The 20401-nt window shown below is 44.6% G+C and carries 22 protein-coding genes; 10 read left to right on the forward strand and 12 right to left on the reverse strand.

Annotated features, from left to right (window positions below):
- Positions 1 to 168 precede the first annotated feature (168 nt).
- From JGK14_RS07275 to JGK14_RS07285, 3 genes are all read right to left on the reverse strand, one after another.
- Positions 169 to 1086 carry a glycosyltransferase family 2 protein gene (locus JGK14_RS07275; RefSeq protein WP_293191248.1) on the reverse strand — a complete coding sequence of 306 codons (918 nt, stop codon included), beginning with the start codon at positions 1084 to 1086 and terminating at the stop codon, positions 169 to 171.
- A gap of 396 nt (positions 1087 to 1482) precedes the next feature.
- Entirely contained in the window at positions 1483 to 2313 is an 831-nt protein-coding gene (hpsJ-B, locus tag JGK14_RS07280) for a hormogonium polysaccharide biosynthesis protein HpsJ (RefSeq protein ID WP_293146585.1), read from the reverse strand.
- 381 nt (positions 2314 to 2694) lie between these two features.
- The gene (locus JGK14_RS07285; RefSeq protein WP_442921434.1) at positions 2695 to 3684 is read right to left on the reverse strand and encodes an RNA-guided endonuclease InsQ/TnpB family protein; all 990 of its coding nucleotides are present in this window, start codon (positions 3682 to 3684) and stop codon (positions 2695 to 2697) included.
- A gap of 736 nt (positions 3685 to 4420) precedes the next feature.
- Here JGK14_RS07285 and JGK14_RS07290 point away from each other — a divergent pair.
- From JGK14_RS07290 to JGK14_RS07300, 3 genes are all read left to right on the forward strand, one after another.
- Complete coding sequence (locus JGK14_RS07290) at positions 4421 to 4915, forward strand: adenylyltransferase/cytidyltransferase family protein (protein ID WP_293181456.1); 495 nt, start codon at positions 4421 to 4423, stop codon at positions 4913 to 4915.
- A gap of 116 nt (positions 4916 to 5031) precedes the next feature.
- Positions 5032 to 5901, forward strand: a complete 870-nt coding sequence (locus tag JGK14_RS07295; RefSeq protein WP_293181387.1) for an STAS domain-containing protein — start codon at positions 5032 to 5034, stop codon at positions 5899 to 5901.
- A 254-nt stretch (positions 5902 to 6155) separates the two neighbouring features.
- Positions 6156 to 6530: an STAS domain-containing protein gene (locus JGK14_RS07300; RefSeq protein ID WP_293146581.1), complete on the forward strand. Its 375-nt coding sequence runs from the start codon at positions 6156 to 6158 to the stop codon at positions 6528 to 6530.
- Positions 6531 to 6554: 24 nt separating this feature from the next.
- Here the strand turns inward: JGK14_RS07300 and JGK14_RS07305 are convergent, their stop codons facing one another.
- Both JGK14_RS07305 and JGK14_RS07310 read right to left on the reverse strand, forming a co-directional pair.
- Positions 6555 to 6683, reverse strand: coding sequence for a hypothetical protein (locus JGK14_RS07305; protein ID WP_293225836.1), 129 nt, complete (start codon positions 6681 to 6683; stop codon positions 6555 to 6557).
- A gap of 51 nt (positions 6684 to 6734) precedes the next feature.
- Positions 6735 to 6881: a hypothetical protein gene (locus tag JGK14_RS07310; RefSeq protein WP_325314903.1), complete on the reverse strand. Its 147-nt coding sequence runs from the start codon at positions 6879 to 6881 to the stop codon at positions 6735 to 6737.
- A 95-nt stretch (positions 6882 to 6976) separates the two neighbouring features.
- Between JGK14_RS07310 and JGK14_RS07315 the strand changes: the two genes are divergently transcribed.
- From JGK14_RS07315 to JGK14_RS07330, 4 genes are all read left to right on the forward strand, one after another.
- Positions 6977 to 7375 (forward strand): anti-sigma regulatory factor, encoded by a 399-nt coding sequence (locus JGK14_RS07315; protein WP_293191250.1) that lies wholly within the window; start codon positions 6977 to 6979, stop codon positions 7373 to 7375.
- Positions 7376 to 7782: 407 nt separating this feature from the next.
- Positions 7783 to 8802 (forward strand): ATP-binding SpoIIE family protein phosphatase, encoded by a 1020-nt coding sequence (locus tag JGK14_RS07320; protein WP_293181378.1) that lies wholly within the window; start codon positions 7783 to 7785, stop codon positions 8800 to 8802.
- Positions 8803 to 8884: 82 nt separating this feature from the next.
- Complete coding sequence (locus JGK14_RS07325) at positions 8885 to 10444, forward strand: ATP-binding protein (RefSeq protein WP_325314904.1); 1560 nt, start codon at positions 8885 to 8887, stop codon at positions 10442 to 10444.
- 478 nt (positions 10445 to 10922) lie between these two features.
- Positions 10923 to 12395: an MBOAT family O-acyltransferase gene (locus JGK14_RS07330; protein ID WP_325314905.1), complete on the forward strand. Its 1473-nt coding sequence runs from the start codon at positions 10923 to 10925 to the stop codon at positions 12393 to 12395.
- Between the two features lie 92 nt (positions 12396 to 12487).
- On the opposite strand, the gene JGK14_RS07335 is transcribed toward JGK14_RS07330, so the two are convergent.
- Positions 12488 to 13312 carry a sulfurtransferase gene (locus JGK14_RS07335; RefSeq protein WP_293277145.1) on the reverse strand — a complete coding sequence of 275 codons (825 nt, stop codon included), beginning with the start codon at positions 13310 to 13312 and terminating at the stop codon, positions 12488 to 12490.
- Between the two features lie 371 nt (positions 13313 to 13683).
- Positions 13684 to 14679, reverse strand: coding sequence for a hypothetical protein (locus JGK14_RS07340; RefSeq protein ID WP_325314906.1), 996 nt, complete (start codon positions 14677 to 14679; stop codon positions 13684 to 13686).
- 16 nt (positions 14680 to 14695) lie between these two features.
- On the opposite strand from JGK14_RS07340, the gene JGK14_RS07345 reads away from it, so the two are divergent.
- The 3 genes from JGK14_RS07345 (at position 14696) to glmU (ending at position 16555) form a co-directional block, all read left to right on the forward strand.
- The gene (locus JGK14_RS07345) at positions 14696 to 14821 is read left to right on the forward strand and encodes a hypothetical protein (RefSeq protein ID WP_293197143.1); all 126 of its coding nucleotides are present in this window, start codon (positions 14696 to 14698) and stop codon (positions 14819 to 14821) included.
- A 127-nt stretch (positions 14822 to 14948) separates the two neighbouring features.
- The gene (locus JGK14_RS07350) at positions 14949 to 15173 is read left to right on the forward strand and encodes a hypothetical protein (protein WP_293181360.1); all 225 of its coding nucleotides are present in this window, start codon (positions 14949 to 14951) and stop codon (positions 15171 to 15173) included.
- Positions 15170 to 16555, forward strand: a complete 1386-nt coding sequence (gene glmU, locus JGK14_RS07355) for a bifunctional UDP-N-acetylglucosamine diphosphorylase/glucosamine-1-phosphate N-acetyltransferase GlmU (RefSeq protein WP_325314907.1) — start codon at positions 15170 to 15172, stop codon at positions 16553 to 16555. Before JGK14_RS07350 ends, glmU begins: the two co-directional genes overlap by 4 nt.
- Positions 16556 to 16723: 168 nt before the next feature.
- Here the strand turns inward: glmU and JGK14_RS07360 are convergent, their stop codons facing one another.
- The 5 genes from JGK14_RS07360 to JGK14_RS07380 form a co-directional block, all read right to left on the reverse strand.
- Complete coding sequence (locus tag JGK14_RS07360; RefSeq protein WP_325314908.1) at positions 16724 to 17434, reverse strand: hypothetical protein; 711 nt, start codon at positions 17432 to 17434, stop codon at positions 16724 to 16726.
- Between the two features lie 765 nt (positions 17435 to 18199).
- Positions 18200 to 18700 (reverse strand): hypothetical protein, encoded by a 501-nt coding sequence (locus JGK14_RS07365; protein WP_293181345.1) that lies wholly within the window; start codon positions 18698 to 18700, stop codon positions 18200 to 18202.
- Positions 18701 to 18773: 73 nt separating this feature from the next.
- Positions 18774 to 19277 carry a hypothetical protein gene (locus JGK14_RS07370; RefSeq protein WP_293181342.1) on the reverse strand — a complete coding sequence of 168 codons (504 nt, stop codon included), beginning with the start codon at positions 19275 to 19277 and terminating at the stop codon, positions 18774 to 18776.
- Between the two features lie 74 nt (positions 19278 to 19351).
- Positions 19352 to 19612 carry a tetratricopeptide repeat protein gene (locus tag JGK14_RS07375; protein ID WP_293181339.1) on the reverse strand — a complete coding sequence of 87 codons (261 nt, stop codon included), beginning with the start codon at positions 19610 to 19612 and terminating at the stop codon, positions 19352 to 19354.
- A 22-nt stretch (positions 19613 to 19634) separates the two neighbouring features.
- Entirely contained in the window at positions 19635 to 20393 is a 759-nt protein-coding gene (locus JGK14_RS07380) for a tetratricopeptide repeat protein (RefSeq protein ID WP_293181336.1), read from the reverse strand.
- Positions 20394 to 20401 lie beyond the last annotated feature (8 nt).

Genomic DNA, 20401 nt, shown 5'->3' on the forward strand with positions numbered 1-20401 from the left:
AAAAAAGCCTCAAATGATTGCAGAGCAATTATTTGAGGTTTTGAGAATTCTGAATTCTTTTGAAATTAAATCCGATCGAATATCTGCGGAATGTGGGTTCTAGCACCCTAGCAACTCAATCAGTGTCCAATTCCCAATTCCCAATTACCAATTCCCAATTCCCAATTTTCAACTGCGAGTATCGGAAGCACCAAGATTATAAGAAACTTTAGACGGCTCAACTTTCACTACTTCGGAAATAGACTGTTCTTCCCCTGCTTTCAAATTCGGCAGTGGCATATGCTTCATTTCCCAAACTTTGAGCAAAATTAGATATTCATAAAAAGCTTGTAGCGTGCACCAAGCCAATCCAGCTTGACCGTCAAGAAATCCGCCGAGTAAAATATACATATAGAAAAAGCGCACCACAGGCCGCAAAGGCAAACGCAAAGAAAAATCTTTCAAAGCGCGGCGCCTTTCCACCTCCGATGCGCCAAACAATAAATCCCACCAATTTACTTGACCGGCTGCTAATTGGCGGAGAGTTTCCGCCGCCTCGTCAGTCGAGTAGCGGTTGTGCTTTTCAATCCAGCGAGAAAGACCTTTGCTGCAAGTATAGTGAGGGTAGGTTTCCTTCAAAAAGTGAGTGGGCCCGTTGCAGACTTCCCGTTCAGTGTGACCGTAGTCAGTAAACCATACTTGGTCTTTGCGAAACAGGCGCATTTGATAGCGCGGATATTGAGTGCTGCGACGAATCCAGCGCTCCATAAATATTACTTTTTCAGCTACGTAATAACCTATATATTCTTGACTTTCGATCGCCTTTAAGCATTCAGCAAACAGTGCAGGCGTCATCCGCTCGTCAGCTTCGAGGATGTAAACCCATTCGTACTTGCATTCTACTTCTCGGAGCATCCAAGTCCGCTGGCGTCCGTGAGTTTCAAAGCGATGCTGCACTGTTTGCACGGGATAGTTTTGAACAATCTCAAGGGTGCGATCGCTGCTGAAAGAATCAACTACAATGATATCGTCACAAAGCAGTGCCGATTCAATGCAAGCGGCGATATCAATCTCTTCGTTGTAAGTCAGAATATAAATTGAGAACATTCCCAGCTTTCAGTAAGGGCAAACTATAGCAGAAGGAAGAAGGAAGAAGGAAGAAGGAAGAAGCAAGAAGGAAGAAGCAAGAAGGAAGAAGCAAGAAGCAAGAAGCAAGAAGGAAGAAGCAAGAAGCAAGAAGCAAGAAGGAAGAAGCAAGAAGCAAGAAGCAAGAAGGAAGAAGGAAGAAGGAAGAAGCAAGAAGCAAGAAGCAAGAAGCAAGAAGGAAGAAGCAAGAAGCAAGAAGGAAGAAGGAAGAAGGAAGAAGGAAGATGTGAAAATGCAAGAAGAACGATGGTTTCAGCAATTAACAGCGTCCTAACTACTAGGTGCAGTTGCTATATTCAGCAGATCAAGTATTTCTTAGGGATATCTCGACTTGCGCGTTCCGAGCAGTCGGGCCGATCAATTTTTGCGGTGACCGAACCGCAGAATTCCCATACTTCTGAGTCCACTCCAACCAACAGTAATGTAGCCGATCGCCAACAGCAAACTGTTGATTCCAGTCTGCAAACTCGAATTTCTCGATCGAGTTCTCAACTCTTTCTCTTTTTGTTGCTTCTGGGTACCAATCTCTTTGCGAGCTTGATTTGGCAGTTCTTGGGCTTGCTGTTCCAAGAACTTATCGAGGGCTTTCGGGTCATTTTTCGACTCCTGAAGCACGGCTTTCAATTCCTTGGGAAGATTTGGATTCTTGAGTTCTTGTTGCAGCTTCCCGTCGTCTTGCAGTAGCGCGCCTATCTGGTTCCGGAGAAGGCTTTTACGCTGTTCTAACTCAGATTTATACTGCTCGCTTTTAATTTGGGCATCTAGTTTAGCTTCTGCTTGTCCGGCTTCCTTATCGAGTAGAACCAGAGCATCCTTGAGTTCCAGGCGAGTATTGTTGAGATGAACGGGAACCAGCAATAGGTAAATTAGCCCTAACAAGCTGGAAATCAATAGTGCCCAAAATCGCAAATCAACCCAAACATTGCGCCGGTCAATAGAGACTCCACTGCTGCTGTCCACCCAAAAGCCCGTCATCAGCAGGGCGATACCCATCAAAGGAATAATGCCCCGGTCAACTATCTGAGTTGCTGCGGCCAACTGCCAGCCTCGATTGCTCATGTCCGAGATTTCTCCCGGCAGCGATAGAACAATGCTGTTAAGCAAGGCAGAGAGAATCAAGATAATCCCGACTACTTTGAGAGTGCGAGCAGCTACTGAAGAAAATTGACGGCTGTTAGTTGCTTTCATAATTGCTGTTAGATAATTCTACACTGTTAGATTAAACGAAATTTTGTTTAATGAGTTGACTGATGAGAGGGTTCAATTGCTCTTCCTCACTGATTGCTTCGTTTGGGGAGATCGCGCGGCCGGTGCCACACCATCGCAGAGGTTAAGTCCCGAATCTGTGCAAACAGGAGTCCTGAATCTGAAAAGGGCTGCTGAGACGGGAAACTCCGCACGCGAAAGACGAATCAAACCGTCCCCCATTTGATGATTTGGGAAGTCCCAACAAGATGCTTGCACAGGTTGGTACTTCAGGTTATTTTCCACCAAAATAGCTCGATCGGGTAATCGCCTCAAATTTCCTCCCACCAGTTGCTAAGCTGTTAGTCATTTAAATTTATTGCCTCAACCCCTTACAGTATGGGGTCTGGCACACAAATAGTGCAGTTTGAATGTCGAACAGCTTACCCCAAACACTTTGCCAAAATATTCAATCCAATTTCTAAAAGTTGTCCAAGCCGCATCAGATATCGACTTGGATAGCTTTTTGTTTTTGACCATGTTCTTCACCTGCAAGTCTTCATAGGCTACCAAGTCGTTAGACTGGACTACGCACCTTGCCAATTTCACAGCAAAGTCTTTACGTCGCCTACTTACCTTAAGGTGTTTTTTGTTCAAGCGATTTCTCGCCTTATCTCTGTTTTTGGAACCCTTTTTGGTTCTGGAGAGTCTCCGATTAAGTCGTTTTAGCGACTTCTCTGATTTTCTTAGATGACGCGGGTTCTCGACGGTATTACCGTCAGAGTCCGTGTAGAAATGAGTTAGCCCTACATCCAAACCGATAGTTTTCCTGGTCGGTTCACGCTTTTCGTTGCGTTCAGCGTCAATACAAAATTGCACATAGTAGCCGTCTGCCCGACAAACTACGCGCACCCGTTTAATTTGATTTAGCTGATATTCGTGCAAGTCGCGACTTCCCCATAACTTGAAACAACCTGCTTTGAAGCCATCACTGAAGTTGATGCTTCTTCTGTCTTCAGAAAGTTTCCACCCACAAGTCTTGTATTCTACAGAACCGTGCGACGAGTGCTTTTTGAAGCGCGGAAAACCTTTCTTTCCTGGTTTTGCCTTTTTGCAGTTGTCGAAGAACCGCGCAATTGATGACCAAGCTCTTTCTGCGGAAGCCTGCCTAGCCATTGAATTAAGCTTGGTGGCCCAAGGAAATTCCTTGGCAAGAACTACGCAATAAGCGCTTAAGTCGTAGCGACCCACCCCTTTCGTATCCATCCAGTATCTGATGCAGCTATTACGAATGAAGCGAGCAGTACGAATGGCTTCGTCTAGCCGTTCGTACTGCTCGCTTTTTCCTTCTAGCTTGGCTTCAAATACTAACATTTACGTTACCGAACCGGATATAAAAACTCTAACACAGTTCTGGCAGAATTAAAGCTGTCCTAAAAGGATGGGGCTTTAGACCCAAATTTTTGGTAAGATTTAGGTGTGTTTCACCGCTATATTTCTCGCTTGCCAGATGGCGTGGCACTTTCATCCCCTGTCTTATAGTAATTGATCTCACAGAGATCTGAAACAAATAATTGTTTCCCAATCTTTTGAACCTCCAATTACCAACTGCACAACACGGCAGTCACTCGATCGATTTGAGATTTTCCGTTTTCGATTGTAGGATTTGTACCTATTGACAAAAACAATGCAACTTTCGGCTCGCGATCGAACCCATACAGAATAAGTCATTCCTCATCGCCTACCGCGCTCTTGAAAATCGAAATTTTTATTACTCGATAGATGAATCTGGGAGTTTGAACTCTTAGTCTCAAATTTGGGGCTGCTGGCGGCTGTGGGAAAGCAAGTATCGGTTTTTTTGGTGGGAGGAGAGATACAGGAGTAGCTATTTTCCCCTTTTTCGTTCTGTTTGCCGGAAAGCGCAGCAGAAGGGCATTCTTGTTTGTTGCTTTCTCCTTAAGAGCGATCAATTACTAATTACCAATTACTAATTACCAATTACTAATTATTGGCAGTTCGATCGCTGGCTCGTTCAATGGCAAACGCGCTCTTATCTCACATTTTTTGCTAGGATGATTCATCGCCGTGCATTTTTTTAGTTATGACTGTAATGATTTCGGGTGTTTACACGTTGGGAGAACTTGAAAGATCGATCGCCTCCGATCCTCAAAAGTGGCGTCCGATGGTGTTTACTAATGGCTGCTTCGATATCCTGCACGCGGGGCACGTCCGCTATTTGCAGGCGGCAAAAGCTTTGGGGCGATCGCTCGTGGTGGGCTTGAATAGCGATGTTAGCGTGCAAACTATCAAGCCGCAGCAGCCGGGATTGCCACCCCGCCCGATCGTACCGGAAATTCAGCGAGCGGAAGTGCTGGCTGCTCTCAAACCAGTGGACGGCGTAGTAATTTTTTCCGAAATTACAGCTACTAAACTGATAAGTATCCTGAAGCCTGAGATATACGTTAAAGGAGGTGACTATCAACTCGAAAGTTTGCCGGAAGCACCGGCAGTTATCGCCGGAGGTGGCAAGATTTCCTTGATCGAAATAGAAGTTCCGAGTTCTACCAGTGCGATCGTCAAACGCATTTTGCAGTTAGGCGTTTAACCCCCGATCGCAAACAGCAAACAGTGAGCTAAACTCAGAAGTTACCCCATCCAAAATACCAAGAGTGCGATCGCTCGTACAATTTTATCCAAATTGCTAAGCAGGAGATAATTTTAATGGAACTCACAAGCAATAACACGATCGCGGAAATCCTCGAAAAAAACAAAGCTGAGTTACTAGCAGACTGGCTCAAAGAACTGCAAAACACCGGGCTGCGGCGGGACGACTTGATGAGAGCCAAAGAATTGCGATCGGAGTGTCAAGAGTTCCTGCAATTGCTCCAAATAGCTGTGGGACACGGTAACTTGAGCGACATCCAGACACCAGAGTGGGAAAATATGCGGCTGCTGCTGGCCGAAGTTTCGCGATCGCGCGTTCAGAGGGGCTTTACCCCATCAGAGATAGCCAGTTTTATCTTATGCTTCAAAAAGCCATTGTTCGATCGGCTTTGTCGCGAATTGACACAAAACCGCGACGCACTTGTCGAACAACTTTGGCTTTCCACCAGCTTATTAGACCAATTAGGGCTTTGGGTGACAGAAATCTTTCTCAAAGCTCGCGAAGAAGTCATCGAACGCCAGCAGCAAGAAATGCTCGAATTGTCAACACCTGTAGTCAAACTTTGGCAAGGTATTCTCGCTTTACCAATGATTGGAACTCTTGACAGCGCCCGCACTCAAATAGTCATGGAAACTCTGTTGCAGGAAATCATGGAAACAGGATCAGAATTTGCGATTTTAGATATTACAGGGGTGCCTACTGTTGATACTTTAGTCGCTCAACATTTATTGAAAACTGTAGCCGCCGCCCGTTTGATGGGTACTGAGTGCATCATTAGCGGCATTCGCCCGCAAATCGCTCAAACCATCGTTCATTTGGGAGTTGACTTGCAGGATATTCTGACTAAAGCGACTTTGGCAGATGCTTTTAAAGTAGCTTTGCAACGCCAAGGTTTAACTATCAAAAATATTAAAGAGGAAAGATAAAATATAGTAATGGGTAATTGGTAATTGGTAATGGGTAATGGGTAATTGGTAATTGGTAATTGGTAATTGGTAATTGGTAATTGGTAATTGGTAATTGGTAATTGGTAATTGGTAATTGGTAATTGGTAATTGGTAAATTGGTAATTGGTAATTGGTAATTGGTAATTCCTCTGTTATTTACATTGAAAACCGCTCTGTTGTGTTTATTGCTGCTAAAAATTCATTTAATTCAAAACTCAAATAGAGGTGAATTTATGGAACGGATTCCTATCCTGCAAATGGGAGAATTTCTGCTAGTAACAATCCAAGTAGATATGCACGATCGCTTGGCAATGACGTTGCAAGACGACCTGACAAACCGCATAGTAAAAACTGGAGTCAAAGGAGTTTTAATAGAAATCTCTTCCCTGGAAATCGTAGATTCTTTTATCGGTCGCATTCTCAACAATATCGCTACCATGTCGCGATTTTTAGATGCTGAAACAGTTGTGGTGGGGATGCAGCCGGCGGTGGCGATTACGCTGGTTGAATTGGGGCTTTCTTTGACAGGAGTTCGGACAGCTTTAAGCGTTGAGAAGGGGATGAATTTATTGCGAAAATCCTTGGGTTTGTCTGATTCAGAGGTGTAAATAATCGATGAATTGTCCGGTAACTTAGAGAGAGAGAATTAAAAAACAGGTTTGTTTGTAAATACGTTTTTGAGACAGTGAAGATTTATTGCCAGAAAGAATGGGTTGAAAGCCGGATCCCCGATTGCGAGAAATTAAAAGAAGACTATTCATGACTCCAATCCTCTTCCTTCTTTTGTCAAGTGCTACTCGTGCGGTCAACTGTCAAACGATTTTGGATTTTGGATTTTGGATTTTGGATTGGGGATTGGGGATTGGGGATTTAAGATTTTTGATTGTCAACTGTAAACTGTCAACTCTTCCTTCTTCCTTCTTCCTTCTTCTTCCTTCTTCCTTCGTAACAACTGTCAATTGTCAACTGTCAACTGTCAACTGAAAAGGAACTAGGGTGAGGAGTGCAACTTCTATGTTTTGTGGAGAAGTTCTATTTTAACTAGAGTAGCGCCATGTCAAAACGTGAGACACTAGAAATTCGATCGTCCTCCGATATAGTCCACGTCCGGCAGCAAGTGCGAAACTTGGCTGTAGCAATGGGATTCGGCTTGGTAGACCAAACGAAAATTGTTACCGCAGCCAGTGAACTAGCCCGCAATACTGTAGACTACGGCAAGGGGGGAACTGTAACTCTGGAAACGCTGCAATTAGGTACTCGCAAAGGGCTGCGGCTGATATTTGAAGACAAGGGCCCGGGAATTCCAGATATTGAATTGGCGATGACTGATGGTTATACTTCCGATCGTGGTTTGGGTTTGGGGCTCAGCGGTTCTAAGCGGTTGATGCACGAATTTGAGATTGTTTCTAAGGTGGGTAAGGGTACTAAAATTGCGATCGTCCGTTGGAAATGAGAAGGGGAGATGGGGAGAGGGGGAGATGGGGAGAGGGGAAGATGGGGAGATGGGGGGACAAAGCGGGTTTCTAGGAGTTTTGTGTTTGGTAACTAGAAATATAGGAAGAAATTCGGTTTATAAAACGATTGATGAGGGGCGAGAAACCGGGTTTATACGAATTTTGCATTGAGTGGCGATAAATCTTTTAAGAAACCAGGTTTCTGAGGTGTCACTAATCACTGATTACTGCTGACTGATGAGGGCGAGAAACCGGGTTTATACGAATTTTGCATTGAGTGGCGATAAATTTTCTAAGAAACCCGGTTTCTGAGATCACTCATGATAACTGTCAACTGTCCACTGTCAACTGTCCACTGTCAACTGACTTTTTGGCGCGACAGCTTAAGATTAGAACTACACAAATAATGATAAATGTCATAGCCTTACCCGTAACAGAAGAAAGTCAAGTCGGAGAAGCGCGACGAATTGCAGTCGCCCTCGCGGCGGAAGTTGGATTTAATGAGACCGATCGCGGTAAAGTTGCAATTGCGATCGCCGAAGCAGCAAAAAACGTTGTCAAACACGCCCGCGAAGGAGAAATTTTGCTGCAAACCGTACAAACAGCGGCAGGATATAGCATTCAAATAGTAGCGCTAGACCGGGGGCCGGGTATGGCAAATGTCGGTCAGTGTTTGCGGGATGGTTTTTCGACTGCGGGAACTCTGGGAACCGGACTCGGCGCGATTCAACGCCTTTCTAGTTTTTTTGATATTCATTCTGTGCCGAAACTGGGGACTGCTTTGTTAATGCGACTCTCCCCTACCCAGAATCGCGTGGAAGCCTCGGAAAACGGCAATTACTTGGAATTTGGGGTTGTTCGCTTGCCGAAAGTAGGAGAGCAGATTTGTGGCGATTCCTGGGCGACGCAAAATCATCTGAACAAAAATCTGATTTTAGTTGCTGATGGGCTTGGCTACGGGGTTTTGGCCCAGGAAGCGTCGCAGGAAGCTGTGCGAGTTTTTGGGGAAAATGCTAAACTCGGGCCGAAAGCTATTTTAGAGAAGGCTCACGCTGCTTTAAAAAATACCAGAGGAGCGGCTGCTGCGATCGCCCTGATCGATCGTACTCAAAAAACCATCTGTTTTGCCGGAGTTGGCAACATTACTGGTGTAGTGTTCACAGATAACCAAACCCGCAGCATGGTTTCCCACAACGGCACTGTTGGACATATGATGCGAAAAGTAGCAGAATTTGTCTATCCTTGGTCGTCCCATTCCTTGTTAATTATGCACTCCGATGGTTTGGCGGCACAGTGGGATTTAAACCGCTACCCGGGTTTGGCTGCGAGACATCCGGCTTTAATTGCAGCCGTACTCTACCGAGACTTTAAACGCACTCGCGATGACATGACAGTTGTAGTAGCCAAGGTAAGACAAGCAGCTTGAGAATATTTCCTAACAAGCATGAAACTGTAGGCGAACTATAAATCACGATCGTCATGAGTGATTTCCCGATCGACAATCCCCAATGCTTCAATGCGAAAATGGCATGATTTACCCAATTCTGACAACGGAAGTCCGCTTTGAACAAGACATCGTACAAGTACGCCAAAGAGCTCGCCAAATTGGCGCATTGTTGGGATTCGATTCCCAAACACAAACCCGCATCGCGACAGCAGTTTCCGAAATTGCCCGCAATGCTTTTAAATATGCAGGTGGTGGTAAAGTAGAATTTTTTGTGGAAGGGGAATCGCCACAGGTTTTTCGGACTCGGATTTCTGATAGCGGGCCGGGAATTGCTGATTTAGCGCAGGTTTTAGGCCCCAATTTTCGATCGCAAACTGGTGCGGGCCTCGGTTTAGCAGCAGCCAAACGGTTGATGGATGAGGTGCAAATCGATTCGGCGCGCGATCGCGGGACGGCTGTACAATTAATCAAGCAGTTTTCTAAGCAGATGCCTGCGCTAAGTGCGATCGATCTAAACAAATTACTTGATAAACTAGCGCGCCAAATTCCTGAAGATCCCTATGCGGAAATTCAGCAGCAAAATCAAGAATTGCTGCGTACTTTAGACGAACTCCGCCAGCGTCAAGAAGAACTCGTACAATTAAATCAAGAACTAGAAGATACGAATCGCGGAGTCGTCGCACTTTATGCCGAATTGAACGATAAAGCCGAATCTCTCCAGCAAGAGGGCGAACTCAAAACCAGCTTTCTCTCCAACATGAGCCACGAGTTTCGCACTCCGCTAACGACAATTCTCAGTATTTCCGAAATCTTGTTAAATCGCCTCGACGGAGAACTTTCGCCCGAACAAGACAAGCAGTTAAATTTTATTCGCAAATCTGCCGAGTCTCTCGCAGAACTTGTTGATGACTCGTTAGATTTAGCTAAGGTGGAAGCCGGAAAAGTAACGGTTCGCGTGGCTGATTTTGAAGTCGAAGATTTGTTCAGCGCGCTGCGCGGAATGATGCGCCCCCTGCTACCACAAAACTCGCCCGTCAGTCTAATTTTTGAAGTGCCTTTGGAACTACCAACTCTTACCACTGATGAGGGAAAAGTTTCTCAGATTTTGCGTAATCTGATTTCTAATGCGCTGAAATTTACCGAAGCGGGAGAAGTCAGAGTTGCGGCCGAAATGGGAAAGGGGGGAATGGTTACTTTTTCAGTGGCTGATACGGGTATTGGAATTCCAACCGCCGACCAAACGCGGATTTTTGAAGAATTTGTTCAAGTGGAAAATCACTTGCAGAAGGGGGTGAAAGGCACAGGATTGGGATTGTCTCTGTGTAGAAAAATGGCTGAATTTCTGGGGGGGAGTATTAAAATAGAAAGTTCGCCCGGGGTGGGTTCGACTTTTTTGGTGAATTTGCCGATCGCCTATGCTGGAGATTCAGAAGTATCTGCGGAAATCTCGGAATCTCAACCAGAGGAAACAGGGCGGGCGATCGAGAATTTGCGATCGGCTGCGCGCGATCGGGCACCAAAAGTTGCGATCGTGAAAGAGCAAAAGAGTTTTTCGCTATTTGGTGAAAGACTTGCGGGCAGAAATCCATTGTACTGCGACGTGCGCCGCCAACGATGGTGAAGTTCCGAGGTATGGATATCGTGTTCGATCGATTAGGATAACAAACATGGTTTGTAGTGCGCCCTCCCATTCCGCAGCAGGAAAGCGGACTGAAGTCCGTACTACGAACCGGAGAGCGGACTGAAGTCCGTACTGCGAACCGTTTGTAGTGCGGTTAATCGAGCGGGTACGAGATGAAACCGGGTTTACAACAACGAAGTTTCTTTAATTTGCAACAGCATTTAACTCTTGTGCTGTAAAATATATGCGTTCTCAGTAGCAACTGTAGGGTGTGTCGCCATTCACAATCTCTCAAAAAACGATTTTTTAAGTAGCGACACACTGATGGTATCGATCGCCTAGTGCAAACAAATTTTAATAGTTAGTATTAGCTTTAGTCTCGATTTAAAAAACAATGAAACAGTAGCCCCGCGCTCCCAACCCACACATAATCAGCCCTTCCCAATTCTAAAATCCCAAATCCAAAATCTAAAATCGCATGACTTTCATTTCCCTTCAATATGCCCTGTTTCTATTAGTTTTGTTCGTGGCTTACTGGTTGGTTCCCCTGCGGTGGTGGCGGCTGTTTGTCATGCTGGCGGGAAGTCTGATTTTTTATGCTTCGCTGCAAATTTGGTATATTCCTCTGCTGTTACTCGGTGTTGTGTTTAATTACTGCTTGGCGATGGCGATCGGGGAACCTTTGGATTGGCGGATTGCTAATGAATCTTGGAATCGCCGGCGCTTGTTGGTACTGTGGCTGGGAATAGGGCTGAATGTTTTGCTGCTGCTGGGTTTTAAGTATGTACCTTTTTTCTTGAATTCGATCGGCACTTTGTTAAATTGGCCTGTTGCTTTAGACAGCGCTAACTGGGTAAAAACTCACGTCATCGCACCCCTGGGATTGAGTTTCTTTTGCTTTGAGTGCATTGCTTATTTGATTGACGTGTACCGAGGCGCGCCGGCTGCTACTTCGCTGCTGCACTTTGCTGCTTACAAGTTGTTTTTTGCGAAACTGATTTCCGGGCCGATTACTCGCTATCATAACTTGATATATCAACTGAAATCCCAGAAATTTCCGACGCCCGATCGCATTTCTGAGGCCCTTTGGACGATCGCCTTTGGTGCAGTAAAAAAAGGTCTTTTCGCCGACAACTTGGGAATTTATGTCGATTTAAGTTTTACCAACTTGCAGCGCGCGGGTAGCGAGGATTTGTGGCTGGCGATTTTTGCTTACGGGCTGCAACTTTATCTCGATTTTAGCGGCTACGTTGACATGGCGCGCGGTACTGCTTTGCTGTTGGGTTGGTATTTGCCACCAAATTTTGATTTTCCTTATTTTAGTACGAGCATCGCTGATTTTTGGCGGCGCTGGCACATGACTTTGGGGGATTGGCTGCGGAATTATTTGTATTTTCCCTTGGGAGGTTCGCGCGTTGGTTTGTGGCGCACTTGTTTCAATTTGTCTCTTGTCATGTTAATTGCGGGAATTTGGCACGGTGCAGCTTGGGGATTTATAGTGTGGGGGGGTTTGCACGGTTTGGCTTTGGCGGTGCACCGGGTGACGGATGTGACTTTTAAGAAGTTGCGGATCGACTTTTTGTGGGAAAATCCGATCGGAATGGCGATCGGTTGGCTGTTAACTCAAACGATGGTTTTTGGTAGTTGGATATTTTTCCGGCTTCCCGATTTAAAGAATTCGGGATGGGCGATTTCGCATTTGTGGGGACATCCTGCTGATGTGCAGTTTTCGCATAAAGTTTATGTGGAAGCTTTGGGCTTGGAAAGAATACATTTAACTTGGATTTTGGCTGCTGTGGCTGCTGCTATGCTGGGAAATTATATTTTGAGTCGGGGTTTGAAGTTGGAGTTAAATTGGCCGGTGAAATTGGTATTAGTGCCGCTTTGTTTGTATGCGGTTTGGGTGTTGGCGCCGGAAGGCGGTTTACCTTATATTTATTTCGATTTTTAGGAAACGTGGCGGTTGAAACCGCGTCTATACATACAAAACCCACCTCCGTGGGTTGAAGAAAATGTTGTACAAACAAGGTTTTAACCGCCGGGTTATAGCTGATAGGAACACCAGTCACTCCAGCTACCGACATAGAGTTTAGCATCGGGAATTCCGGCGATTTCTAAGGACAGTAAATTAACGCAAGCTGTCACGCCGGAACCGCAGTAAACGATGATTTCTTCCGCTTTTTCTAATTCCGTCCACCACTGTTTTTGTTCGGAGATCGATCGCACTTTTCCAGTTTCCTCGGTCACTCCTTGCCAAGGGTAGTTGACAGCACCCGGAATGTGGCCTGCAATAGGGTCGATCGGCTCCCGCAAGCCCTCGTATCTCTCACTTTCTCGCGAATCAACCAAAACTGTCTCCGGCAAGTCTTTTCGCTCTTTTACAGCCTCGATATCAACCGCCATATTCGGCTGCAATTGCACTACAAATTTACCATCGCGGGTTTCTGTCCAAGTATCTGTTACCGGATATCCCGCCGCTTTCCAAGCACTGAAACCGCCGTCTAACAAAGCGACTTTGCTGTGTCCCATGTATCGCAGCAGCCACCACAAGCGAGACGCAAAAGCTAGTCGCGAATCGTCATAAGCCACGACTAAAGTTTCTGATGAATTAATGCCGATAGCGCTGAATTTATTAGCTAATTCTGCAATATTGGGCAGCGGGTGTCTGCCGCCGTGGGTGCCAACTACACTCGCCAGATCTTCGTTTAAATCTAAATAGAAAGATCCGGGAATGTGACTTTCTTGATATTGTTTTTGTCCCAATTTTCGATCGGCGAGAGCAAACCGACAGTCTACAATTACCACTTGCGGATTTTCGGTATTGGCGGCCAACCATTCAGGGGAAACGATTAAATTATTGTCATTCATAACTATTCAAATTTGTGCTAGGACATCTCTCGGTAATTCATAAATACCCAAGAAAGCAGAATATCTCGGCTAATTCTTAGGTATGTAGTTGCGCTTTAGCGCTCTTTGAGATATATAGGAAAGAGCGCTTGAACTAGGCTAATTCTTAGGTATGTAGTTGCGCTTCAGCGCTCTTTGAGATATATAGGAAAGAGCGATAGGAAAGAGCGCTTAATCTCGGCTAATTCTTAGGTATGTAGTTGCGCTTCAGCGCTCTTTAAGATATATAGGAAAGAGCGCTTGATCTAGGCTAATTCTTAGGTATGTAGTTGCGCTTGGGCGCTCTTACATATATATAAGAAAGAGCGCTGAAGCGCAACAACGTACCTAATTTATCGAGAAGGATTTGCTTTCTCCGGTTCGGCTTTTTCGGAATTAGCTTTCTTAGGATTAGGTTTTTCGGAGCTTTCTTTTTCGGAATTGGCTTTCTTAGAAGTTGCTTTCTCCGGTTCGGCTTTTTCGGAATTGGCTTTCTTAGAAGTTGCTTTTTCGGCTGTTGCGGGAGTTGGCTCTGGGGGAGGTGGATTTACTGCTGATTCTTGAGCGTAAAGCAGATATTTTTGATACTCGATTACTTTTGTCTGAGCTAGTTGATGGTTGGCGCTGGATACGGGTACTCTTCTCATCAACGATACCGCTTCTTGCCAGCGATCGGCAACGATCGTCCAATCTTCCTTCGTTTTTGCCGATCGCCCTAACTCTGCTGCTTTGAGGGCGCTGTTAACGGCTTCTCGAAAGGTATCCGGTACTCTTGCTACATTGGCAGTTTCATCTGGATTCTTCAGAGCAGTTGCTGGCGGCTCGTTTAACATCTTACTGACAAATGCCACCACGGCGATCGCCAACAAACCCGTTACCAGCCCGACGACAATGAAAGTCGATCGCAATCGGTTCTCAAATGCAGCCAATTCCGGCGATTTCTCCTCATCCATATCTGTACTCTCTCTTTCTGTGCGATCGTCCATATTAGCAACATTAGCAACCGCAATATTAGGGACAGATTCTCCCGCAAAGCTTTGTGGTTCCAAAATGCTGCTCTCCAAACTAAACTCTTGACTCCAAGCAGCCCCAATCTCACCGCTTTCTCGCCCCTCAACCTTCACTTTGCGAATCGAATTCGGCTGCAAATCCGTCAGTTTTTCACGGACAAAATCAACTAATGTATCTTCTATCGGTAGTTGCTCTGCCTCCAGAATTACATCCAAACAGTCGCCGTCGAGATTCGCGGAGGCTGCGATCCCTTCAGATGGCAACTGGCTGTTGAGCCAAGATGCGATCGCCTGTGGATTTCCCTGCTTGGCAAGTTCCTGAAAATTAAGCTCTGTCATAGCTGGACACCTGATAATGCAGAAAGGAAGGAAGAAGGAAGAAGGAAGAAGGAAGAAGGAAGAAGGAAGAAGAAAGTCGGAAGAAGGAAGAAGGAAGGAGGAAGAAGCAACTAATAGTTTTTTTGAGTTAAAAACACCATAACTGAAATTCAACGAATAGTATAATCTATCTCGGTAAATTCAAGCTCAAAGATGCAAATTATCACCCTCGCTCCCCCTCGCATCTCTTGGGGAAGGACTGAAGTCCTTACTACGAAACGAACTCAGGTTTGATCGTTCGGACTTCAGCCCTCAGAAATTCGATCTCGGGCGCGCAACTCCAAGATACCGCAAGCATCGCCCCTCAAACCGACATCAGGCTGCAAAAAGACTTGCCGCGCCCGGATTCGAGATTGGAGATTAAAAAATTGTGCGATCGCAGTGCCATCGACGGACAGCGAGTGATATCATCATTTAGTCAATTTTTTATAGCAAATAGCTCGATCGCACAATGATAGCAATAGCAATTTTAGCTGCTGGACGCGGCACGCGCATGAAATCTGACTTGCCCAAAGTTCTCCACGAATTGGGTGGTCGATCGCTAGTTGAGCGAGTCCTCCAAAGTTGTCAAGAAATAGAAATTTCCCGGCGACTTGTCATAGTCGGTTATCGAGGTGAACTCGTTAAACAATCTCTGATGGAAGCTCATGAAAAATCGGACAATTCTCAATTTCCTCCCCTAGAATTTGTCGAACAAACCGAACAATTGGGAACCGGTCACGCCATCCAGCAATTGCTGCCTCACTTAAAGGGATTTCCAGGAGATTTGCTGGTATTAAATGGGGATGTACCTTTGCTGAGGGCAGAAACTATCAAACAATTGATGGCAATTCACCAACAGCACCAAAACTCTGCTACTATATTGACAGCTAATTTGCCGAATCCTCAAGGATATGGGCGAGTATTTACTGACAGTCAAAACTTAGTCCAGCAAATTGTCGAAGACCGCGATTGTACAACAACTCAAAAGCAAAACCAGCGAATCAATGCAGGTGTTTATTGTTTTCACTGGCCGCATTTAGAGAAAATTTTGCCAGATTTGAAAGCAGACAATGACCAAAAAGAATATTACCTAACTGATACGGTAAGTATTCTCTCTCCCGTGATGGCGGTGGATGTTGAAGATTATCAAGAAATCTTGGGAATTAACGATCGCAAACATTTAGCCACAGCTTCCGATATTTTGCAAGCGCGGGTAAAGGATAAGTGGATGAAAGCGGGCGTGACGCTGATCGATGCCAACAGCATCACGATCGACGATACCGTAGAGTTGCAGTCGGATGTCGTAATTGAACCGCAAACTCACTTGCGGGGTAAAACTTCGATCGCCTCTGGGAGTCGCATCGGGCCCGGTAGTTTGATTGAAAACAGTCAAATCAAGGAAAACGTGACTGTGCTTTATTCAGTAATTTCGGACAGTATTGTGGCAGAAAATGCGCGAATTGGCCCCTACGCACACCTGCGGGGACACGCGCAAATAGGCGCCAACTGTCGCGTGGGCAATTTTGTAGAATTGAAAAATGCTCAACTAGGCGATCGAACGAATGTCGCTCACTTGTCTTATTTAGGCGACGCGACTTTGGGAGAAAAAGTCAACATCGGCGCTGGGACAATTACCGCCAATTACGATGGCAAAAATAAGCACAAAACTCAGATAGGCGATCGGAGCAAAACAGGTTCCAACAGTGTGTTGGTAGCACCGATAACTTTGGGAGAAGATGTTAATGTCGCGGCTGGTTCTATAGTAACAGAAGATGTTCCCAATGACTGTTTAGTAATTGCCCGTTCCCGCCAAGTTGTCAAACCAGGTTGGAAATTGAAAGATGGAAACAAATAACTATAGCCTTTCTCACAAAGATGAGGTACTCATGGGCATAGGGCATAGGGCATAGGGCATAGGGCATAGGGCATAGGGCATAGGGCATACCTCACTTTTTTGAGAACCGCTATAGGTTTGTAGTGAAGACTTTAGTCCGCAAAAAGAACTAGGTTTGTAGTGAAGACTTTAGTCCGCAGAATTTTCACTCTGACTGCAATCATCACTACAAATACTTTCGTGCGATCGCGCGTGGAGGTAGTTGTTAATCGCTTTGGCGATTTCTACTTGCTTGTAAGGGCTCATAGTGTGGGGAAGGGATATGCGATCTCCTCCACTAACTAACAGTCTAACTTGGTACCAAACATCATGATCCCGATCTTTTGTGCGATCGACTTCCACCCCATAAATCTCGAACAGAGAGCGTTTAATTACTTTACGGGCCAACAAACCCCGCCGTTTAACAGTCAAGGTGTTGGAAGTTCCATCGAAGCTGTAGGTTTCTTTATTTCCCAAGGCGATGACTCCGACTCCTGCGAGCAAAAATATGCCTCCTGTCCATCCCAACCAGCGATCGTCTTGGCTTAAGCGCAGCAAGCGAAATTTTGCATTTTTAAGATAAAAATTGATGTCCGAAGCAGCAGCGTCTTTATTCCCCCAGTTAGTCGAGTTAGCACTAAAAGGAACATCGCCAACATTCGTCACAAGTACAACTCTGCTTTTGGAGCCAAATCTTTCTACTTTAGCTCCCTGCAAAGCAGCAAGCTGAATTTCTTGGATGTTCGATCCCAGTAAGTGCGATCGCACCAACTGACAATTTCCTTGTTTTTCGTGCGATCGCTGGCAGCTCAAAGTTGCTGCATGATAGTCAAAAGTCAGCCCGATCAGTCCAAATGTCATTAATAAACAACTAGGGAACCAAAAATCTAATATGCTTTTAGTCTGAATTATTAGTTCCGTTGCTGTGTACTTGATTATTTTCATTTACTTCACCTTTTAAATCCAAAACTGATGTTACAGATCGACTTCCCGACCAGGCTACGTCAAATTGTTAAGTTATATATTATTGGAAGCGATCCTATAGGATAACCCTTTTTATCTTGCTAATAGGCTAGCACTAAAATGTCTAACCGACAACAAATGTCGCGAGTTCACCTGCGGCTGCGTTTCAGATAGCTTTCCGTGATTTAAGGACAGGAATATTAAAAAATATTAATTATCTCATTGGGAGTGAAACGTTAGCTTTCTAGCGCGATCGTACAGGAAGTAATGGCAAACAAAAATGAAGAAAACTTTATAATGTAACAGAATGTAAAGTTTATTGGCGCCTACCTAAGTATCGTTAATTATTGATTTGGGCGATTAGCCCAGAGGGATAGCTGCGCCGCGCGTACTTAAAGTCGCAGGTGCATTCATTTAGTGCGATCGCTTGTCCAAATAGCTGCAAATGGAGTCAGCCATTTTTTGTTGTTTTTGCTTTCTGCTGTTAAAGTACATCTTGGGTTGAGATAACATTAACAGACAAAGATAGTAGCGAATACCTTAATTTTTATATTTTCCAGTACCTACTTCTACTCATAAATCTCGCAATAGAAGTATCCGGTAAAATTATTCACCCACCAACCCCGTTGTTCAACAGTCATTTTACCGAAAGTTTTATCAAAGCTATAGATTTAATTTTTCGCGCTTCCAAACATATTCTAATACCCCCGTCACCACACATATGCTCCCTAATGTCCATAGAAACCAACGATCGTCTTGACTTACATTCAACGATTTGCGATCGGGATTTGCAACAAAATCATTGATTTTATTAGCAATATCATTTTTATCCCCCCAAGCAGTGTAGCCATCCGTAAACGGAATTTCCCCCGATTTGGTTAACAGTTCAACTCTGGTGCTACGCTTCCTACCTGTGGTAACTTTGCCTCCCACTAAATTATCCAGAGATATTTCTTGAATATTTGAACCCAAAAAGCTCCATCCTGTGAGTTTACAATTGCCTTGTTTAGATTCTATGCGTTGGCAACTTAGAGTTGTATTTGTTGCATTAAAAGCCAGCCACAATCCAATGAGAATGAAGGGCAAGCTAGATAACAAGTCCAGCCAGATGTTAGATCTTGTAATTTTTAGTTCATTAAAAGGCGTTCCCTTGAGTTTTTTCATGAGTTCATTTTTTTGATGACACAAAAGCTTGAATAGGTATTTTCTCTATTGTGTCCATTTTATCATGCACAAATTATTTGACAATGCCTCGGGTGCACTTGCTTGGCAAAGATATTGCTTCAGTGCTATGACTGCGATCGCACGTCGAGACATAGCTGCGGATTAAGTCAGCCATTTGGCATTGTTCTGTTACTGAATTGCTTCTCAAACAAATGCGATCGCACCCCAACATCAATAACTCAACATAGTAGCTATAATTTCCCTCGCCATCTTCTATTTCGGCTAATTCGACTGCACAAATATCGCGAATCGATCGTTCGACAACATGATTAAGCGACAAACCCCGTCGTTTAACGGTCATTTTCCCCAAAGTTTTATCAAAGATATAAATTTCAGATATCGCGCCATCCAACAAACACAGGGAGAATAACAGAAATATGCCTCCACCGATCCAGTTGGATGCCAAGATGATCTGCAATAATCCAATTATAATGAAGGGAGAAATTAAGACTAAACCGTCCCAGATGCTAGAGTTTTGAATTATTAGTTTAGTTGGTGTTTGCTTGAGAACTTTCATAAGCTTATCCTGTTATTTTTGAGAACGATCTAAATTACTGATTTCTCTGCTGTACGCAATTTGTTATGCACGGATTATTTAGTCCGGCGGCCGACGAGCGCCATCTTGGTATTGCCAACAGCCTTGACAGCATAAGCATCGCCCGGAAGCACCTGCAAAGCTCTGTTAAAATTGATTAAAGCCGTTTGATAGTCTCTTTGCGCGTAGCAGACATAGCCAAGTTTTATTAATTTTTTAAATTCATCTTTGTTACCGGGTACAGATGCTGCATCAAGTCGAGGAGATGGCTGAGTACCCGGAGATGATTCTTGAGTTGCTGGTGGGTGGGGAAACATCAGTTTGTTGAGTCTAAGTGCATCAATCTTGATAATCTGAACCTCGCTTTCCCATCATTCCCCAATAAGCCACACCGTAAAGTTGAGCAGCCTGCATTGCTTCCTCGTCATAGCCTTGAGCTTTGAACAAAGCCTCGGCCTCTTTGAGATAGCCCATTGCTTGTTCTTTATTGTTGGTTGCATCTTGAACCATCAAAGCTAATCCCAATTTCATGCGAGCATCAGCATCATTAGGATCACTTTTAATTGCTGTTTTCCAGTGGGTAATTTCCTCTTCTATAGTGTCCCATTTGAGTTCGTTAGAGTTATCTGTGGGAAAGCCGTCAAGACCATAATTTCTAATATTCAAGAATGTCGCAATGACTTCGGCTGTTTTGTGCTTGCTTCCTAAACCAGTGCTGAAACTAGAAGTTAGAGGAACACGTCTCTTACCTGAGTTCAACACCAGACATACACGATAGGTATTGCTCTCACTGCTCGACATCTCCTGTATTTCCACGCCTGAAATATCTTGAAGCAGGTGTTTGATAAGTTTCGTTTTGGCAATCAGTGGTTTATGCCGCTTGATAGTCAGATGACCGAGACTTTTATCAAAGGCAATGGTTTCTATCTCGACAAATATCACCAATAGCAAACCAACGACAGCAAATAAATAAAGGAAAAAACTGCCAGAAGACAAACCTCCAAATACGCCTACTAATAAAAAACTTCCCCCAACAAATAGCTGCATCCAAAATGCGAACATTTCTACGAATTCTAGTTTGTCTGATGTTTGTTTCATGATTTTGT

The organism is Microcoleus sp. PH2017_28_MFU_U_A (assembly GCF_020738035.1).
Classification (GTDB): domain Bacteria; phylum Cyanobacteriota; class Cyanobacteriia; order Cyanobacteriales; family Microcoleaceae; genus Microcoleus.

Excerpts from the sequence above, each read along its gene's own strand:
- JGK14_RS07375 (WP_293181339.1), bottom strand. The coding sequence starts at position 19,612 with ATGTTTCCCCACCCACCAGCAACTCAAGAATCATCTCCGGGTACTCAG.
- JGK14_RS07335 (WP_293277145.1), bottom strand. The coding sequence starts at position 13,312 with ATGAATGACAATAATTTAATCGTTTCCCCTGAATGGTTGGCCGCCAAT.
- glmU (WP_325314907.1), top strand. The coding sequence starts at position 15,170 with ATGATAGCAATAGCAATTTTAGCTGCTGGACGCGGCACGCGCATGAAA.
- JGK14_RS07290 (WP_293181456.1), top strand. The coding sequence starts at position 4,421 with ATGATTTCGGGTGTTTACACGTTGGGAGAACTTGAAAGATCGATCGCC.
- JGK14_RS07300 (WP_293146581.1), top strand. The coding sequence starts at position 6,156 with ATGGAACGGATTCCTATCCTGCAAATGGGAGAATTTCTGCTAGTAACA.
- JGK14_RS07345 (WP_293197143.1), top strand. The coding sequence starts at position 14,696 with ATGCAGAAAGGAAGGAAGAAGGAAGAAGGAAGAAGGAAGAAGGAAGAA.
- JGK14_RS07325 (WP_325314904.1), top strand. The coding sequence starts at position 8,885 with ATGCTTCAATGCGAAAATGGCATGATTTACCCAATTCTGACAACGGAA.
- JGK14_RS07340 (WP_325314906.1), bottom strand. The coding sequence starts at position 14,679 with ATGACAGAGCTTAATTTTCAGGAACTTGCCAAGCAGGGAAATCCACAG.
- JGK14_RS07305 (WP_293225836.1), bottom strand. The coding sequence starts at position 6,683 with ATGAATAGTCTTCTTTTAATTTCTCGCAATCGGGGATCCGGCTTTCAA.
- JGK14_RS07380 (WP_293181336.1), bottom strand. The coding sequence starts at position 20,393 with ATGAAACAAACATCAGACAAACTAGAATTCGTAGAAATGTTCGCATTT.
- JGK14_RS07295 (WP_293181387.1), top strand. The coding sequence starts at position 5,032 with ATGGAACTCACAAGCAATAACACGATCGCGGAAATCCTCGAAAAAAAC.
- JGK14_RS07330 (WP_325314905.1), top strand. The coding sequence starts at position 10,923 with ATGACTTTCATTTCCCTTCAATATGCCCTGTTTCTATTAGTTTTGTTC.
- JGK14_RS07285 (WP_442921434.1), bottom strand. The coding sequence starts at position 3,684 with ATGTTAGTATTTGAAGCCAAGCTAGAAGGAAAAAGCGAGCAGTACGAA.
- JGK14_RS07275 (WP_293191248.1), bottom strand. The coding sequence starts at position 1,086 with ATGTTCTCAATTTATATTCTGACTTACAACGAAGAGATTGATATCGCC.
- JGK14_RS07365 (WP_293181345.1), bottom strand. The coding sequence starts at position 18,700 with ATGAAAAAACTCAAGGGAACGCCTTTTAATGAACTAAAAATTACAAGA.
- JGK14_RS07370 (WP_293181342.1), bottom strand. The coding sequence starts at position 19,277 with ATGAAAGTTCTCAAGCAAACACCAACTAAACTAATAATTCAAAACTCT.
- JGK14_RS07360 (WP_325314908.1), bottom strand. The coding sequence starts at position 17,434 with ATGACATTTGGACTGATCGGGCTGACTTTTGACTATCATGCAGCAACT.
- hpsJ-B (WP_293146585.1), bottom strand. The coding sequence starts at position 2,313 with ATGAAAGCAACTAACAGCCGTCAATTTTCTTCAGTAGCTGCTCGCACT.
- JGK14_RS07320 (WP_293181378.1), top strand. The coding sequence starts at position 7,783 with ATGATAAATGTCATAGCCTTACCCGTAACAGAAGAAAGTCAAGTCGGA.
- JGK14_RS07315 (WP_293191250.1), top strand. The coding sequence starts at position 6,977 with ATGTCAAAACGTGAGACACTAGAAATTCGATCGTCCTCCGATATAGTC.